The 15,183-nt window shown below is 63.1% G+C and carries 15 protein-coding genes and 1 pseudogene; 8 read left to right on the top strand and 8 right to left on the bottom strand.

Annotated elements, in window-relative coordinates:
- Nucleotides 1–40 precede the first annotated feature (40 nt).
- Nucleotides 41–901, bottom strand: coding sequence for a DHH family phosphoesterase (locus B2V21_RS17945; RefSeq protein WP_286917577.1), 861 nt, complete (start codon nt 899–901; stop codon nt 41–43).
- 189 nt (nt 902–1,090) lie between these two features.
- Between B2V21_RS17945 and B2V21_RS17940 the strand changes: the two genes are divergently transcribed.
- Nucleotides 1,091–1,312, top strand: a complete 222-nt coding sequence (locus B2V21_RS17940; protein WP_286917576.1) for a hypothetical protein — start codon at nt 1,091–1,093, stop codon at nt 1,310–1,312.
- 38 nt (nt 1,313–1,350) lie between these two features.
- Nucleotides 1,351–2,205, top strand: a complete 855-nt coding sequence (locus B2V21_RS17935) for an NAD-dependent protein deacetylase (protein ID WP_286917619.1) — start codon at nt 1,351–1,353, stop codon at nt 2,203–2,205.
- On the opposite strand, the gene B2V21_RS17930 is transcribed toward B2V21_RS17935, so the two are convergent.
- On the bottom strand, nt 2,197–3,114 hold the full coding sequence (locus B2V21_RS17930) for a ZIP family metal transporter (protein WP_049859953.1): 918 nt from the start codon (nt 3,112–3,114) through the stop codon (nt 2,197–2,199). The genes B2V21_RS17935 and B2V21_RS17930 overlap by 9 nt on opposite strands.
- 188 nt (nt 3,115–3,302) lie before the next feature.
- Between B2V21_RS17930 and B2V21_RS17925 the strand changes: the two genes are divergently transcribed.
- From B2V21_RS17925 to B2V21_RS17915, 3 genes are all read left to right on the top strand, one after another.
- A complete protein-coding gene (locus tag B2V21_RS17925; RefSeq protein ID WP_049859954.1) occupies nt 3,303–3,839 on the top strand; it encodes a DUF3455 domain-containing protein in 537 nt (178 codons plus the stop codon).
- Nucleotides 3,840–3,935: 96 nt separating this feature from the next.
- Nucleotides 3,936–4,472: a sigma-70 family RNA polymerase sigma factor gene (locus B2V21_RS17920; protein WP_049859955.1), complete on the top strand. Its 537-nt coding sequence runs from the start codon at nt 3,936–3,938 to the stop codon at nt 4,470–4,472.
- Nucleotides 4,469–5,176, top strand: coding sequence for an anti-sigma factor (locus tag B2V21_RS17915; RefSeq protein ID WP_376787106.1), 708 nt, complete (start codon nt 4,469–4,471; stop codon nt 5,174–5,176). The genes B2V21_RS17920 and B2V21_RS17915 overlap by 4 nt, the downstream gene beginning before the upstream one ends.
- 16 nt (nt 5,177–5,192) lie before the next feature.
- Here B2V21_RS17915 and B2V21_RS17910 read toward each other — a convergent pair whose 3' ends face one another.
- Entirely contained in the window at nt 5,193–5,492 is a 300-nt protein-coding gene (locus tag B2V21_RS17910; protein WP_082223603.1) for a YkgJ family cysteine cluster protein, read from the bottom strand.
- A 101-nt stretch (nt 5,493–5,593) separates the two neighbouring features.
- Nucleotides 5,594–7,436, bottom strand: a pseudogene (locus B2V21_RS17905) (DNA topoisomerase III).
- A gap of 155 nt (nt 7,437–7,591) precedes the next feature.
- Between B2V21_RS17905 and B2V21_RS17900 the strand changes: the two are divergent.
- Nucleotides 7,592–9,958 carry a DNA polymerase II gene (locus B2V21_RS17900; RefSeq protein WP_286917574.1) on the top strand — a complete coding sequence of 789 codons (2,367 nt, stop codon included), beginning with the start codon at nt 7,592–7,594 and terminating at the stop codon, nt 9,956–9,958.
- A 2-nt stretch (nt 9,959–9,960) separates the two neighbouring features.
- Here the strand turns inward: B2V21_RS17900 and B2V21_RS17895 are convergent, their stop codons facing one another.
- From B2V21_RS17895 to B2V21_RS17880, 4 genes are all read right to left on the bottom strand, one after another.
- On the bottom strand, nt 9,961–10,479 hold the full coding sequence (locus B2V21_RS17895) for a sigma factor-like helix-turn-helix DNA-binding protein (protein ID WP_282346523.1): 519 nt from the start codon (nt 10,477–10,479) through the stop codon (nt 9,961–9,963).
- A 362-nt stretch (nt 10,480–10,841) separates the two neighbouring features.
- A complete protein-coding gene (locus B2V21_RS17890; protein WP_049859960.1) occupies nt 10,842–11,309 on the bottom strand; it encodes an Lrp/AsnC family transcriptional regulator in 468 nt (155 codons plus the stop codon).
- Nucleotides 11,310–11,398: 89 nt separating this feature from the next.
- Nucleotides 11,399–12,265, bottom strand: coding sequence for a pirin family protein (locus B2V21_RS17885; RefSeq protein WP_286917573.1), 867 nt, complete (start codon nt 12,263–12,265; stop codon nt 11,399–11,401).
- A 68-nt stretch (nt 12,266–12,333) separates the two neighbouring features.
- Complete coding sequence (locus B2V21_RS17880; protein WP_286917572.1) at nt 12,334–13,707, bottom strand: aldehyde dehydrogenase family protein; 1,374 nt, start codon at nt 13,705–13,707, stop codon at nt 12,334–12,336.
- Between the two features lie 100 nt (nt 13,708–13,807).
- Between B2V21_RS17880 and ptrR the strand changes: the two genes are divergently transcribed.
- Nucleotides 13,808–14,719 (top strand): putrescine utilization regulator PtrR, encoded by a 912-nt coding sequence (gene ptrR / locus B2V21_RS17875; protein WP_192000502.1) that lies wholly within the window; start codon nt 13,808–13,810, stop codon nt 14,717–14,719.
- A gap of 223 nt (nt 14,720–14,942) precedes the next feature.
- The coding region (locus B2V21_RS17870) for an FAD-dependent oxidoreductase (protein ID WP_286917571.1) at nt 14,943–15,183 on the top strand (241 nt) is incomplete at its 3' end.

Here is a 15,183-nt window from a genome sequence, read left to right as displayed (position 1 = left end):
CCAACAAGACAACGGGGGACGGTGGCGACTCCACCTGGCCTCAACGCGTCAATTCATGGCCGTAGGGTACGCGGAAGCCCGACGCATTGCGATGACCGCCACCGCCGAACTGTTTGGCGATTTCGGACACGTCCATGCCTTCATCCGTGCTGCGCAATGAAAACGAGCGGCCTTTGGGACCGTCCGAGTAACACGCGGCAAATGGCTCGCCCTGGGTCATGATATTGCCCGCATCGCTGGCGAACAGCGAGGGTATGTTGGCCACCGGAACGTCATGACCGCCAATCGACATGCGACGCGCAGTGGACCGCAGCAGATCGGCCACGGTTTTTTGCCGCTGCCTTTCGATCGCGATGCCATCGGCCAGCAGATCCTCCACCGGCGCTGCCAGCAGCCTGTCCCAGACAGTGAAGTCCTGCGGATAGCTGAACAGATTGGACAGCACTTCACGGGTACCCGGCAGCTTGAAGCGCCACAGGTCACGATCTTCGATATGGTCGATCAGGGCAGGGCGCGGCTGGCCGGCGAAGAAGTAGTCCCAGGCCAAGCCCGCACCCGAACGGTTCATATCGAACAGGGCGTGCACGTTGCCGCCCTCGACCGGTTCGCCGAAGGCCCCGGCCACCGGCACCTTGAGCAGGTCTGCCTGGGCAGTCTTGTGGTGATCGAGCACCAGAATCGACAAGGCCTGCGCGGCCATAGCCATGAGCGTTTCGTAATCGTAGGCGAAATCCACAATCAGCACGTGCCGACCACTGACATCAGGAGGCAGCTGGCCGTGGCCGGCGGCGTGGAACTCGACCTCAGGCCCAAGTGCCTTGCGCACTACCCAGGCTGCGCCGAACCCGTCGGCGCAGTTTCCATGGTAGATGCAAAGCGTGTTCGTAGGGACTGCGGTCATGTAGGGCTCCGGAATAGATGATCAATGCGCATCGGTCATTCTAAGCGATTGCAGGGACGTGCGCGTGAACCCGATGGCAGAACTGGCCTTTGGCCTACGACCGTCCATCGCGGCGGCGAAGCATTAGTTCGACGCCGGCAGTCATTGTCATGGGATGAGCCCGAACAAGGATTTCATTGAGGAGCCACCGTGTCGATTTCAACGTCCAGTCCAGACCAGCGTCACCATGCAATGCAGGCACTGCTCGAAGAGTTCGCGTTGCGCGGCGTCGACATGCATGCGGTCGCCGAAGCTGCCAAGCTGCGGCTGCTGGGCAGCTCCGAGCTGTGCCTGCTGCACGCCGACTACCGCGTTCAATGCGCCAGGGCGGTAGATGAATTGCTCAGTCAGGTCACGCTGTCGCAAACTTGAACGGTGGCGCCCGCGCGGGCGACAGCTCTCAACCAGAGGTGCATGCAGCCATGGTCGAACTCGATACGCTGTACCAGCATATGGCGCAGGGGCCCTATCTGGTCTTGACCGGGGCCGGTATCAGTACCGCTTCGGGCATTCCCGATTATCGCGATACCGAAGGCGTCAGGCGCGGCAATGCGCCCATCATGCATCAGGATTTCATCGCCAGTGCCGCCACGCGCAAGCGCTATTGGGCGCGGGCCATGGTGGGCTGGCGCGGCGTGCACCAGGCTGCGCCGAATGCCGCCCACCAGGCGCTGGCAGTGTTGCAGTCGCAAGGCCTGATCAGCGGCGTGATCACCCAGAATGTCGATGGACTGCATGATGCTGCCGGTAGCCGCAATGTCGTCGAACTGCACGGCAACCTGCATCGGGTGGTCTGTCTGGACTGTGGAATGCGCCTGCAACGCGACGATGTCCAGTTGTTGCTGGAAGAACAAAACCCCTACTTGCAGGATGTGCACGCGGTACTTGCGCCCGACGGTGATGCGCAACTGGCGGCGCGCTTTCTGGAGGCCTTCCGAACGCCCCACTGTCCGTGCTGCGGAAGCGACATGCTCAAACCAGACGTGGTCTTCTTCGGTGGCGGCGTGGAGCCTGCGCATGCTCAGGCGGCCTGGAAAGCCGTGGCGTCGGCACCGGGCATGCTGATCGTCGGCTCCTCGCTGATGGCCTACTCAAGCTTTCGCCTGTGTCAGGAAATGTCGCGTCAGGGCAAGCGGCTGCTCGCGATCAACCTGGGACGCACCCGCGCCGATGGGTTGCTCAGCGTCAAGGTCGTACAGCCCTGCGAGCAGGTGCTGCCCCAGATCGCGCACAGGCTCGTCCAGGGCGCTCCACCATCAGCCTAACGCGGTGTCCATGAACATCATGACGGCGAAGCCCAGCATCAGGCCCAGCGTTGCTGGGGTCTGGTGACCATTGCGGTGAGTTTCCGGAATGACTTCATGGGACACCACGAAGATCATGGCACCAGCCGCCAGGCCCATGCTGATCGGGTAGGACAGTGCAAAGCCGCTCGACAATCCCAGGCCGACCATCGCCCCCAGTGGCTCCATCAGGCCCGAGCCCATGGCCACCAATGCGGCTTTGCCGGAACTCAAGCCCGTTGCCCGCAGCGACATGGCCACCGCCAGCCCCTCGGGAATATCCTGCAGCAGGATCGCGCTGGTCAGCGGAATCCCGACCGCCAGGTTGCCATCGGACAGGCTGACGCCAATGGCCATGCCTTCGGGGAGGTTGTGCAGCGTGATGGCCAACACGAAGAGCCATACCCGGTGAATCCGCTCGGCGTTGGGACCGTGTCTGCCGGCGTTCTCATGCTCGTGGGGAATCACCTTGTCCAGCGCCAGCATCAGACCGACGCCAAGGCCCAGGCCCAGGATCACCACCAGCGCTGCCAGCGCAGGGCTGTCGGTGTGGGTATTGGCGGCTTCCAGACCTGGCAGCAACAAGGAGAACGTACTGGCCGCCAGCATCATGCCACCGGCGAAGCCAAGCATGACGTCTTGCACCTTCGAGGAAATTTCCCGCAGCGCCAGGGCAATCAACGCACCTAGTGCCGTCGCCGCGAAGCCACCGGTACCACCGAGCAGGGCGTACCAGGCGTGTTGACGGTCCGCATGCAGCAAGGCATTGACGATGCTCCACACCAGGACCACGGCGCTGACGGCCAATAGCACGCCGGTGAGTGTCCATAACCAGGGTTTGTCGCGAAATCGCTGTGGCCAGCTGTCGCTGGCGGCGGTGTTGGAAGGCATAGGGCTCTCGGGAATTTGCGGCAGGCATAAGCATGGACCCAAATAAGCGGCAGGGGTTGCGCCGCATGTAAATGGACGCGATAGGAAAATCTTTTTTTTTCGTGCATCCAAAGCTTCGGCTCGCGAGTAGTACCTACAGCAGCCACACAAGGCGCTGCCGCCTCGATCACTCTTCTGGAGCTTACGCGATGAACAGCACACACCGTTTCTGCCTGGCCAACGCCCTCTTCGCCGCTACTTTCGCTTTGGCAACCACTGCCCAGGCGCAAATGGATCTGCCTGCCCCGGTCCAGGTTCCGGCTGGTAACAAGGTCGCCATGGAAACCGTCGGCAAGGGTGAAATCACCTATGAATGCCGTGACAAGGCCAATGCCGCCGGCCAGACCGAATGGACGTTCGTCGGACCCAAGGCGGTCCTCGATGATCGTGCCGGCAAGCAGGTGGGCACCTATTATGGCCCTCCCGCCACCTGGCAGTCGGCAGACGGCTCCAAGGTGACCGGCACTCAGGTCGCCGTGGCTCCAGCCGGTGACGGCAATCTGCCGTACCAATTGGTAAAGGCCAACCCCGCCGAAGGCAAGGGCGCCATGCAGGGTGTGACCTACATCCAGCGCACCGCGCTCAAAGGTGGCGTGGCTCCCACCAGTGCCTGCACCACCGCGCAGAAGGGCCAGAAAGAAACCGTGAAATACCAAGCCGACTACATTTTCTGGTCCGCCAAGTAACGAAGTCGTAGCAGTGGCGCGCGGAACGGCAAATCCGCGCGTCTGGGCTACACTGCCCAGCGAACTTCATTCTTCCACTTGCCATGGCGGTCTTTCGTGTCCTTGCCGGAAAATCCATTCGATTACGAAGTCGCCTTGCAGAAGTGTGCTCGTGGCGATCGCCAGGCACTGCAGGGTTTGTATCAGCGCGAGGGCGGGCGCCTGCTGGCTGTGGCCCTGCGCCTGGTGGGCGACCGGGCATTGGCCGAGGACATCGTGCACGACGCGTTCGTGCGGATCTGGACCCAGGCGGCCAGTTTCGATGCCCAACGAGGCTCGGCGCGGGGGTGGATGTTCACCATCACCCGGCACCTTGCGCTCAACCATATTCGGCGCCACGCCAGGGTGCGAGCTCTCAACGATGAAGATCTGGACGGGTTGGCGACCGAGGAGCCAGCGGAGGCTGTGCTGGGCAGCGCACGAATCGACGGATGCCTGGAACAACTCGATCCGCAGCGCCGCCAATGCCTTTACCACGCCTACCTGGATGGCTATTCACATGCTGAAATCGCTCAGCGGCTGCAAACGCCGCTGGGTACGGTCAAGGCCTGGATCAAACGCAGTCTGGCGGCGCTGCGTGAGTGCATGGGATGAGCGAACCAAGCGAGCAGGTAGAACCCATGAATACTGAAGAACTGGCCAGCGAATACGTACTCGGAACGCTCGACGCCGCGCAGCGCGCAGAGGTCGAACGGCGATTGGCCACGGATCGTGAACTGCGCGCCGCGGTCGATGCCTGGGAAGCGCGGTTGCTGCCGCTAGCTGAACGCGTTACCCCCGTACCCACGCCTGCGACCTTGTGGTCTCGCATCCAGCGCAGCCTGGACAGCGCAGGGGCGCAGCCGGTACCCATCTGGTGGAATCGCCTGGGTGTATGGCGGGGCCTGGCGGGCGCCGGGCTGGCGGCAACCCTGGTGCTCGGCGCCCTGTTGTTCAACGTCCGCGCGCCGGTGCCGGGACCGGCCTATGTGGTCGTGCTCATCGCGCCCCAGGACAAGGCACCGGGCTGGGTCGTGCAGGCCAGCGATTCGAGGGAAGTGCAACTGATCCCCCTCAGCGAGACGGCGGTACCGCCGGATCGAGCCTTGCAGTTCTGGACCAAGGCCGACAGCTGGCAAGGCCCTGTCTCCCTGGGGCTGGTGGAGCCTGGACAAAGCGTGCATGTCCCCCTGGACAAGCTGCCACCGCTGGAAAACAACCAGCTGTTCGAGCTGACCCTGGAGCCCAAGTCGGGTTCGACGACAGGCCGACCGACCGGCCCCATCCAGTTCATTGGTCGTGCGGTCAAGGTGATCTGAGCCGTAGCGCGGACGCCTACGGCCGCAGCCGTTCTTCCTGGCAGTCCGGGCCGCCCATGTCGAACTCGCGACAGATCAACGGGCGATTCAGGTAGATACTGCAACTCATGGTGCGTCGGTCCAGTGCCGCGCACCAGCCATCGTCGAGACGCGACATGGTTTCCGATCCCCATTCATCCACTTCGATGAAGCGTTCCGGCACGCCGGTGTCGGTGATCAGCATGACTTCCAGCCGGCAGCATTTGGCCGCGCAGCGGTCACAGCTGATGGTAGGGTCGAAGTCGCTGGCTACAGCGATGTCATGCAGCACGATCAAGGGCAAGGCCTGGCGGAAAATGATCGGCGCAGCCTACCGGGTGTTGCGCCATTTCACAAAGCAAGCCGACCGTATCGGCGCTTCAAGCGACGGGTTGCAGCTCAGGCCGCCTTGGAGGGTTTGCGTTTGCGTTTGTTTTTCCACGGTGTGGCACCCTTCGGCGCCGGGCCGCTGATGACCATGCGCAACCCGGCACAACGTTCCACCAGCTTGCTCATCCAGGCCGATTGCTTGGCCACGAACGTCTCCAGCGACATCTCGCCGCTCTGCACCATGTCCAGTGCCTGTTCCCAGATGGCGGTGGTGCCCGGGTCGGCGATGGCCCGCGGCACCGCGTCGATCAAGCTGAAGGCGGCAGGTGCGGCGGCCAGGGCCTTGCCCTGTTTGGTCAGATAACCTCGGTCGATCAGGCCCTGGATGATGCCGGCACGAGTGGCCTCGGTGCCGATCCCGGTGGTGTCCTTGAGTTTCTGCTTCAGGCGCGGGTCTTCGACCAGCTTGGCCACGTTCTTCATCGCCTTGATCAGATCGCCTTCGGTGAAGGGCTTGGGCGGTTGAGTCCACAGATCCTTGAGTTTCACTTCGCGCACCGCGCAAGTCTGGCCCTGGATCAGCCGTGGCAGGGGCTGTGGTGCCGGTGCTTCGCGGCCCTTGGCTGCGCCAAGCGCTTGTGGGATGGCGCGCTTCCAGCCGGGCTCGACCACCTGTTTGCCTACCGCACGCAGCGCGTGGCTCGCGCAGTCGAAGTCGGCCTGGGTACGGTCGTATTCGTGATTGGGCAGGAACTGCGCCAGGTAGCGGGCGCGAATCAGGCTGTAGACCGCGCGGTATTTGCCCTGCAGCTTGTCCGCCGTGGCAGCGACTGCGGTCGGAATGATGCCGTGGTGGGCACCGACCTTGGCGTCGTTCCAGGCGCGTGAGCGGCGCTGGGCATCCAGGTAGGGCAGCAAGGGCGTCAGTCCGGGATCGGCGCGGCCCAGCGCGGCGATGATCGCGCCTGCATCCCCATGCTGGCTGAGTGGCAGGTAGCCGCAATCGCTGCGAGGGTAGGTGATGACCTTGTGGGTTTCGTACAGTGCCTGAGCCACATCCAGCGTTTCCTGAGCGCCCAGGCCAAGCTTCTTCGAGCAGACTTCCTGCAGTGTGCCCAGGTCGAAGGGCAGGGGGGCGGCCTCTTTCATGCGCTCGGTGCGCAGCTTGGTCAGCGTTGCCTGGTTCGCCTGCATCATCGCTGCAGCGGCCTGTTGCGCCAACGGCTGGTTCAGGCAGCGTCCCTGGTCGTCGCAGCTGTCCGTCGGTGGTATCCATTGCGCCGTGAATTCGGTCTGCTCGCCGAGCAGTTGCACATCGATGGCCCAATAGGCGGCGGGGACGAAATCGGCGATGCTGCGGTCGCGGTCCACCACCAGCCGCAGGGTCGGCGTCTGGACGCGCCCCACGGGCAACACACCCTGGTAGCCGGCCTGACGCCCGAGCAGGGTGAACAGCCGGCTCATGTTCATGCCGATCAGCCAGTCGGCNNGCCAGCGCCTTGCGGATCGAGGCGTCGTCCAGGGCCGAGAGCCACAGGCGCTGCACCGGACCCCGGTAGCGACAATGCTCGACCAGCTCGCGGGCGATCATTTCACCTTCGCGGTCGGCGTCCGTCGCGATGACCAGTTCCCCAGCTTCACCCAGCAGGCGCTTGACCGCCTTGAACTGGCTGGCGGTCTTGCGCTTGACCTGCATCTTCCATTGCTGCGGGATGATCGGCAGGTCTGCCAGCACCCAACGCTTGTAGCGGGCGTCGTAGGCGTCCGGCGGTGCGGTCTCCAGCAGGTGGCCGATGCACCAGGTGACCGTGACGGCGTTGCCCAGCCAGCAGCCGTCGCCACGACGCGTGGCGCCGAGGACCTTGGCGATGTCCTTTGCCTGGGACGGTTTTTCGCAGAGAAACAGCCGCATGAGAACCTGATCGAAAAGCTGTACAGAGGTCTAGCATGCCAGACGTGCCGACACAGGCAAGCTTTATGTGTATGGATGTACAGTTTATGATGTTGCTTCATATGAGCCGGACGTGCCGTTGCCGCGCCCACATTTTCCGTTAAAGGCCTGCTGCCGTGACCCCACAACAGGGCTTCATCCTGACGCGACATTGGCGCGATACCGCCGAAGGTACGCAGATCGAGCTGTGGCTGGCGACCGACGCCGGCCCACGTCTCGTGCGCCTGCCCGCGCAGCCCTCGGTCGCGTTTCTGCCCGTGCAGCACCAGGAGCAGGCGCGGCGCTTGCTCGAGGACGAAGCCGGCGTCGAGATCAAACCGTTGGCCCTGCGTGATTTCGACCAGCGTCCGGTGGCCGGGCTGTACTGTCGGCAGTACGGCCAGTTGCAGCGTGTGGAAACGGTGCTCAGGCAAGCCGGGATAGAGCTCTTGGAGGCCGACATTCGCCCCCATGAGCGCTACCTGATGGAGCGCTTCATCACCGCCGGTGTGGCCTTCGACGGTCAAATGCAGGCCGATGGCCAATACCATGAGGCCAAGCTCAAACCGGCGTCGGGCTACCGTCCACAACTGCGCCTGGCATCCCTGGATATCGAGACCACGGCCCAGGGTGAGCTGTACTGTATCGGCATCGAGGGCTGCGGGCAGCGCGACGTGTTCATGCTGGGTCCGCCCAATGGCGATACCCGTCAGACGGATTTCGCTCTGCACTACCGGGACAGCCGGGTGGAACTGCTGCAGAGCCTCAACGCTTGGTTCGCCGAGCACGACCCAGACGCAATCATTGGCTGGAATGTCGTGCAGTTCGACCTGCGGGTCCTGCACGAACACGCCAGGCGCCTCAACGTCCCGTTGCTGTTGGGCCGCGGGGGCGCCGAAATGACCTGGCGCGAGCACGGCAGCGGCAACGATCACTATTTCGCCGGAGCGCCTGGGCGGTTGATCATCGACGGCGTCGAGGCCTTGCGCTCGGCGACCTGGAATTTTCCCTCGTTCAGTCTGGAAAACGTTTCTCAGACCTTGCTGGGCGAGGGCAAGGACATTTCCACGCCTTACCAGCGCATGGACGAGATCAACCGCATGTTCGCCGAGGACAAGCCGGCCCTTGCACGTTACAACATCAAGGACTGCGCACTGGTCACACGGATTTTCGCCAAGACCGAGCTGCTCACGTTTCTGCTCGAGCGCGCTAGCGTCACCGGCCTGCCGGCAGACCGCAGCGGCGGTTCGATCGCGGCTTTCACCCATCTGTATCTGCCGGCGATGCACCGCCAAGGGTTCGTCGCGCCCAGCCTCGGCCGACGTCCGCCCGAGGCCAGTCCCGGCGGCTTCGTCATGGAGTCGCGGCCGGGTCTGTACGAGTCGGTGCTGGTGCTGGACTACAAGAGCCTGTACCCGTCGATCATCCGCACCTTCCTGATCGACCCGGTGGGTCTGGCCGAAGGCCTGGCCAATCCCGACGACGAGCACTCGGTGCCCGGCTTTCGCGGCGCGCGATTCTCACGCACCGTTCATTGCCTGCCCGCCATCGTCGCAAGTGTCTGGGAAGGGCGCGAAGCGGCCAAGGCGCAGGGCAACGCGCCGCTGTCGCAGGCGTTGAAGATCATCATGAATGCGTTCTACGGCGTACTGGGTTCCAGTGGCTGCCGCTTTTTCGATACGCGACTGGCATCGTCGATCACCCTGCGTGGCCACGAGATCATGCGCCGTACGCGCGAGCTGATCGAGGCGCGCGGGTACCCGGTGATTTATGGCGATACCGACTCGACGTTCGTCTGGCTCAACGGCGCTCACGACGAGGCTGATGCCGCTCGTATCGGCAAGGAACTGGTGGTCGAGGTCAATCAGTGGTGGCGTGATCATCTGCGGCGCGAACATGGGCTCGACAGCGCCTTGGAATTGCAGTTCGAGAGCCACTTCCGGCGCTTTCTGATGCCGACCATTCGTGGCGCGGAGGAGGGCAGCAAGAAGCGCTACGCAGGCTTGGTCAGGCGCGCCGACGGCCAGGACGAAATGGTCTTCAAGGGCCTGGAGAGCGTGCGCACCGATTGGTCGCCGCTGGCTCGCGAGTTCCAGCAAGCGCTCTACTCGAAAATCTTCAGGCACCAGGGCTACCAGGCGTATGTGCGTGATTACGTCAAACGGACCCTGGAAGGTGAATTGGACGGCCTGTTGGTCTACCGCAAGCGGCTGCGCAGGCCGTTGCACGACTATGAGCGCAATGTTCCTCCTCACGTCCGAGCGGCGCGTATCGCCGATGAACACAACCGATCGACAGGGCGCCCGCTGCAGTATCAACGTGGGGGCTGGATCAGCTATGTCATGACGGTAGCGGGGCCCGAACCTCTGGAAGCGCGTCAGTCACCCATCGACTACGACCATTACCTGACTCGACAACTGCAGCCCATTGCCGATGCGATCCTGCCGTTCGTCAACGACGACTTCAACACGCTGATCGGCGGCCAGCTCGGTCTGTTTCAGTAAGCTCAAAGACTCTGGCTGATGAGCTCCAGGGCCAGTGCCATGGCCAGGCCTGCCGTCGCCCACCCCCGTAGCCCCAGCCCTTGCCGAGCCTTGTGGTGCCAGCGGTCATGCCCCAGCAGCGTGGCGGGCGCGAGCAACTGGCGCCATTGCAGCTCGGTGGCGTGAAAGGCAGCCAGGTGCGCGGCATCGCTGTCGAGCCAGCGACGGAAGTCGATGCGCTCGCTGGCCGTGGTGAGCGGATTTTGCAGTTTGACGTACCAGTGAATGGCCAGGCTCTGGCCTGGCAGCAGCGGTTTGCAGCAGGCGCGCATCGCGCTCTGCATCCGCTGTTCGACGTCGCCCAGGGTCAGGTGCAGTCGCTGGGCGATGGCCGGGTAGTCCAGTTCGTCGAGACGGCTGTAGAGCAGCACCTGTTGCGTTCGACGCGGCAGGCCACGCAACTGCCGATAGAGGCGTTGACGGTGCGGCTGGCCGTGAATGAGGTCCAACAGATCATGAGAGGGCGTGAGCAGTGGGGTCATGGGGACACCTCCTTTTGCGCGAATCCTGGTCATCTGTAGAGAGAAGGCGAGTTCGGACTTCCGTTTTCCGATGTTCTTTTGATATCATTCGCGCCATCTTTGCAGTGGCGCCACCAAGTCGGTGATGTTCGAAACCGACGGCGTGCAACACTCTTCATTAGCCTGAAGAGCCAAAAAAAAGACCCGGCAAAAAGCCGGGTCAAAAACCGTGATTAGCCTGATGAGGAGATAATCTGAAGGTCCGACCTAAGGCCCTTCGGATTATCCAACCGATCTCTCGACCGGTTGAGCTCAATAATAATCGTTATCATTTGCATGTCAAATGATTTGTCTGCGTTTTCTTTCTTTTCTCCTTCCAGCCTTCATTCCAGCGGCAGTTCGGTCGTGCGTTTGACTTCGCTCATGGCGATGTTGGAGTAGGCTTCCTGCACGTGGGGCTTCTGCAGCAGGTGGTCACGCAGGAATCGCTCGTAGCTGGCGATGTCCTTGGCTACCACCTTGAGCATGAAATCCATGCCTCCGGCCATGGTGTAGCACTCCAGCACCTGCGGATAGCCGATGATGGCCTCCTCGAATTCGGTCAGGTGCCGTCGGCCATGGCCCGACAGCTTGACGCTGACGAAGATGGTCATGCTCAGGCCGAGCTTTTTCGGGTTGAGCAGGGCGACCTTGCGCTCGATCAGCCCTTCCTCCTGCATGCGGTGGATGCGTCGCCAGCACGGCGATTGGGACAACTCCACGCGTTCGGCGACCTGCGCCGCCGAGAGGTCGGCGTCGTGTTGGAGCAGGCGCAGGATGCGCCGATCGATCGGGCTGAGGCTGTTCTGCATGAATGAGTCCGGTTCTTGTGATTATCGGGTCGACTTCATGCAGAGTATGGCGCGTTCCTAGGGTTTTGCTCCAGTGAACCGCTACGAGCTCAGCCCTGGATGTGACCGAACTTGCCAGCCTGATAATCGGCGAACGCCTGCTGGATCTCTTCGCGGGTGTTCATCACGAAGGGTCCATAACTGGCCACTGGCTCGCCCAACGGTTCGCCATGGCCGTACAGCAGAGTGGCGGAGCCAGTGGCCTCGACGGTTACGTTGTCGTGCGTCTCGCTGAGTTTGACCAAGTGATGGCACTGCAGCGCGGTGCCTGCGACGCTGGCTTGGCCGTCAACCACATACAGAAAGACGTTATGGCCCACCGGCGCTGGCAGCGAAAGTCGGACGCCGGGTTGCAGGTGCACGGTCATCAAACACAAACCCGTCAACGAGTCGATCGGCCCGCGCTCAGAACGCTGTGCACTGGAAACATAGTCACCGGAAATCAGGCGGACTTCGGCCAGAGGTTCAGTGATCGTGGGGATGTCCGCGCCTTGCAGGCCGACATAGGCCGGGGCAGTCATCTTCAGGCGTGCGGGGAGGTTTACCCACAACTGGAGAATCTCCAGCGGGCCGCCCTCGCGCTTGAACGACTGCGGCGAGAGCTCGGCATGGACCAGTCCGGAACCTGCGGTCATCCATTGCACGCCACCGGCCCCGATGATGCTCTCGTAGCCACCGCTGTCCAGATGCGACAGCTCGCCTTGCAGGATAAACGTGACGGTTTCGAAGCCGCGATGGGGATGGGGGCCGAACGGCAGCCCTTGATTGTTGCGTGGGTAGGTCTGCGGGCCGTGATGGTTGAGGAAAAGAAAGGGATCGAGGTGCTCGATGCCAGGGCCCGGCAGCGGGCGACGGGTGATCAGGTCACCGATGTCGTCGCGCTGCGCGGGAAACTGCTGGAGAACGGTGCGGGTCATGGGGCCTCGGCGCGTGGGTAGACGATGCAATGCATGACTATGCCGCACAAGCCCGCTGCCTGAACAGCTCAGCGGCGATCGAGCCACACCGTCTGGGCGTTGCAGAACTCGCGCACACCGAAGTGTGACAGTTCGCGTCCGAAGCCGCTTTTCTTGATGCCACCGAAGCCCACGCGGGCATCCGACGCACCGTAGCCGTTGATGAAGATGGCACCGGTTTCCAGGCGCTCGGTGAAGTATTCGATCAGTTCGGCATCGGCCGTCCACAGCGTCGCCGACAGCCCGAACTCACTGTCGTTGGCCAGTGCCAGTGCGTGCTCTGCATCGCGCGCCTCGATGATCGACGCCACGGGGCCGAACAGTTCCTGATCGAAGGCGGTCATGCCGGGCTGCACGTTGCCAAGCACCGTCGGGGCGTAGAAATTGCCAGCGCCGGCGAGTTTGTGCCCGCCCAGCAGCAGTTCGGCACCTTGCGCGATGGAGGCCTGGACCTGGCCATCCAGCTCGTCGCGCAGATCGTAACGCGCCATGGGGCCGATGTAGGTGTCGTCGAGCTGCGGATCGCCGACCTTCAGCGCCCGGGTGGCGGCCAGGAAGCGTTCGGTGAAGGCCGGCAGAATGCTGGATTCGACGATCAGGCGCTTGGCCGCGGCGCAGACCTGACCGGTGTTCTGGAAGCGGCCGAGCAAGGCAGCCTTGACCGCTTCGTCCAGGTCGGCATCGGCCAGGACGATGAACGGGTCGCAGCCGCCCAGTTCCAGTACGCATTTCTTCAGTGCTGCGCCCGCTTGAGCGGCGATGGCCGAGCCGGCGCCGACGCTGCCGGTCACCGTGACGGCTGCCACACGCGAGTCGGCGATGGCTCGCGACACACCGGCTGGCTCCACGTTGAGTACACCGAATAGGCCTTGGGGCAGCCCCGCCCGATCGAACGCTTCACGCAGCAGGGTGGCGCTGCCCATGACGTTCGGCGCGTGCTTGAGCAGATAGCCATTGCCCGCCAGCAGCACGGGAATCGCCCCGCGCAGCACCTGCCAGAGCGGGAAATTCCACGGCATCACCGCCAGCACCGGCCCCAGCGGGCGGTACTCGATGCGCGCCTTCTGCCCAGGCACTTGGGTGGCTTCGGCTGCAAGCATCGCCGGGCCGTGCTCAGCGTACCAATGGCACAGTCCGGCGCACTTTTCGACCTCGGCGCGGGCCTGGGTGATGGGCTTGCCCATTTCCTGGGTGATCATCTGCGCCAGTGGTTCGCCCATCTGGCGCAGGACGTCGCCCATGCGTGCGATGACGGCGGAACGTTCACTCAGCGCAACGTAGCGCCACTGTTCGAAGGCGGCGAAGCTGCCGGCCAGGGTCTGTTCGAGTTGCGCCTCGCTGTCGAACGGGTAGCGTTGCAGCTCGGCGCCGGTGGCGGGGTTCATGGAGATGGCATGGGTCATGGCGTTCACCTGTCGCGAGAAGATGTCAGCCACGATACGGGGATGGTCAAATCATGAAAACTGAATAATAATAACAAAAACCATCTCGTTTGGAGAATGTATGGACTTGACCCAGCTGGAGCTGTTTCGCGCGGTGGCGGAGGAGGGCAGTATCGCCGCTGCGGCGCAACGGGTGCATCGTGTGCCGTCGAACCTGACCACGCGGATCAAGCAACTGGAAAGCGAACTGGGGGTCGATCTGTTCATCCGCGAGAAACTGCGTCTGCGTCTGTCACCCAATGGCTGGAGCTTTCTGGATTACACCCGGCGCATTCTCGATCTGGTCGAAGAAGCGCGCCAGGCGGTGTCCGGTACCGAGCCCCAGGGCTCCTTCGCGCTGGGATCGCTGGAAAGTACGGCGGCGGTGCGCATTCCACCGTTGCTGGCGGCTTATCACCACCGCTATCCGAAGGTGGAACTGGATCTCTCCACCGGGCCTTCGGGCGACATGCTCGACAGCGTGTTGAGTGGGCGCCTGGCGGCGGCTTTCGTCGACGGACCGCTGCGTCATCCCCTGCTCGACGGACGGGTGGTGTTCGACGAAGAGATGGTCCTGGTCAGCGCGCGCAGCCATGCGCCGGTGTCACGACCTCAGGACGTGAATGGCGAAACCATTTATGCCTTTCGCGCCAACTGCTCCTACCGTCGCCATTTCGAGAACTGGTTCGTCGCCGACGGCGCCGCGCCGGGCAAGATTTTCGAGATGGAGTCCTACCACGGCATGCTCGCCTGCGTCAGCGCCGGGGCCGGCTTGGCGTTGATGCCGCGCAGCATGCTGGAGAGCATGCCGGGCAGCAGCAACGTCAGCGTATGGACCTTGGCCGAGGATTTTCGCTGGCTGCACACCTGGTTGATCTGGCGCCGCGGCGCTGGCTCGCCGAACCTGGCAGCGATGCTCGAACTGCTCGATGAAAGCGGTCTGGCAACCGTGACCGGCTCCGGTACCCCGGCATCCACCGCAGCAATTGCATGATCCTATGCACCGGAAGGGGCTTGCGACTGGGATCGAGTGGCAAAATGTCGCAGGCAATCGTTGACGTTGCGGGCCACGGAAAATAGGCTACGCGCCGACTAAGGGTGAACATCCGCGGTGCCTGCGCTTCCTATAGAATGCACCGCATGTTTTTCGATGCCTGATGAGGGCACGCCAGCCGCAGGCGCCGCCGTGGCGCCCGGCCAGATTTGAAGGAGTACGCATGGCTGTCTACAACTACGACGTAGTGGTGCTGGGTTCCGGCCCCGCCGGAGAAGGGGCGGCGATGAACGCCGCCAAAGCCGGGCGCAAGGTGGCCATGGTCGACAGTCGGCGCCAGGTCGGCGGCAACTGCACCCACTTGGGTACGATTCCTTCCAAGGCGCTGCGCCACTCGGTCAAGCAGATCATCCAGTTCAACACCAACCCCATGTTCCGAGCCATCGGCGAGCCGCGCTGGTTCT

Origin of the sequence: Pseudomonas sp. UBA6276, assembly GCF_002438365.1 — a bacterium.
GTDB lineage: Bacteria > Pseudomonadota > Gammaproteobacteria > Pseudomonadales > Pseudomonadaceae > Aquipseudomonas > Aquipseudomonas coleopterorum.
The sequence above is the reverse complement of the archived record's forward strand: the minus strand, read 5'-3'. Positions and strand labels throughout refer to the sequence as shown.

Bases quoted from the DNA above. Each gene is read 5' to 3' on its own strand.
- B2V21_RS17945 (WP_286917577.1), bottom strand. From the start codon at position 901: ATGACCGCAGTCCCTACGAACACGCTTTGCATCTACCATGGAAACTGC.
- B2V21_RS17930 (WP_049859953.1), bottom strand. From the start codon at position 3,114: ATGCCTTCCAACACCGCCGCCAGCGACAGCTGGCCACAGCGATTTCGC.
- B2V21_RS17925 (WP_049859954.1), top strand. From the start codon at position 3,303: ATGAACAGCACACACCGTTTCTGCCTGGCCAACGCCCTCTTCGCCGCT.
- B2V21_RS17915 (WP_376787106.1), top strand. From the start codon at position 4,469: ATGAGCGAACCAAGCGAGCAGGTAGAACCCATGAATACTGAAGAACTG.
- B2V21_RS17895 (WP_282346523.1), bottom strand. From the start codon at position 10,479: ATGACCCCACTGCTCACGCCCTCTCATGATCTGTTGGACCTCATTCAC.
- B2V21_RS17890 (WP_049859960.1), bottom strand. From the start codon at position 11,309: ATGCAGAACAGCCTCAGCCCGATCGATCGGCGCATCCTGCGCCTGCTC.
- B2V21_RS17885 (WP_286917573.1), bottom strand. From the start codon at position 12,265: ATGACCCGCACCGTTCTCCAGCAGTTTCCCGCGCAGCGCGACGACATC.
- B2V21_RS17880 (WP_286917572.1), bottom strand. From the start codon at position 13,707: ATGACCCATGCCATCTCCATGAACCCCGCCACCGGCGCCGAGCTGCAA.
- ptrR (WP_192000502.1), top strand. From the start codon at position 13,808: ATGGACTTGACCCAGCTGGAGCTGTTTCGCGCGGTGGCGGAGGAGGGC.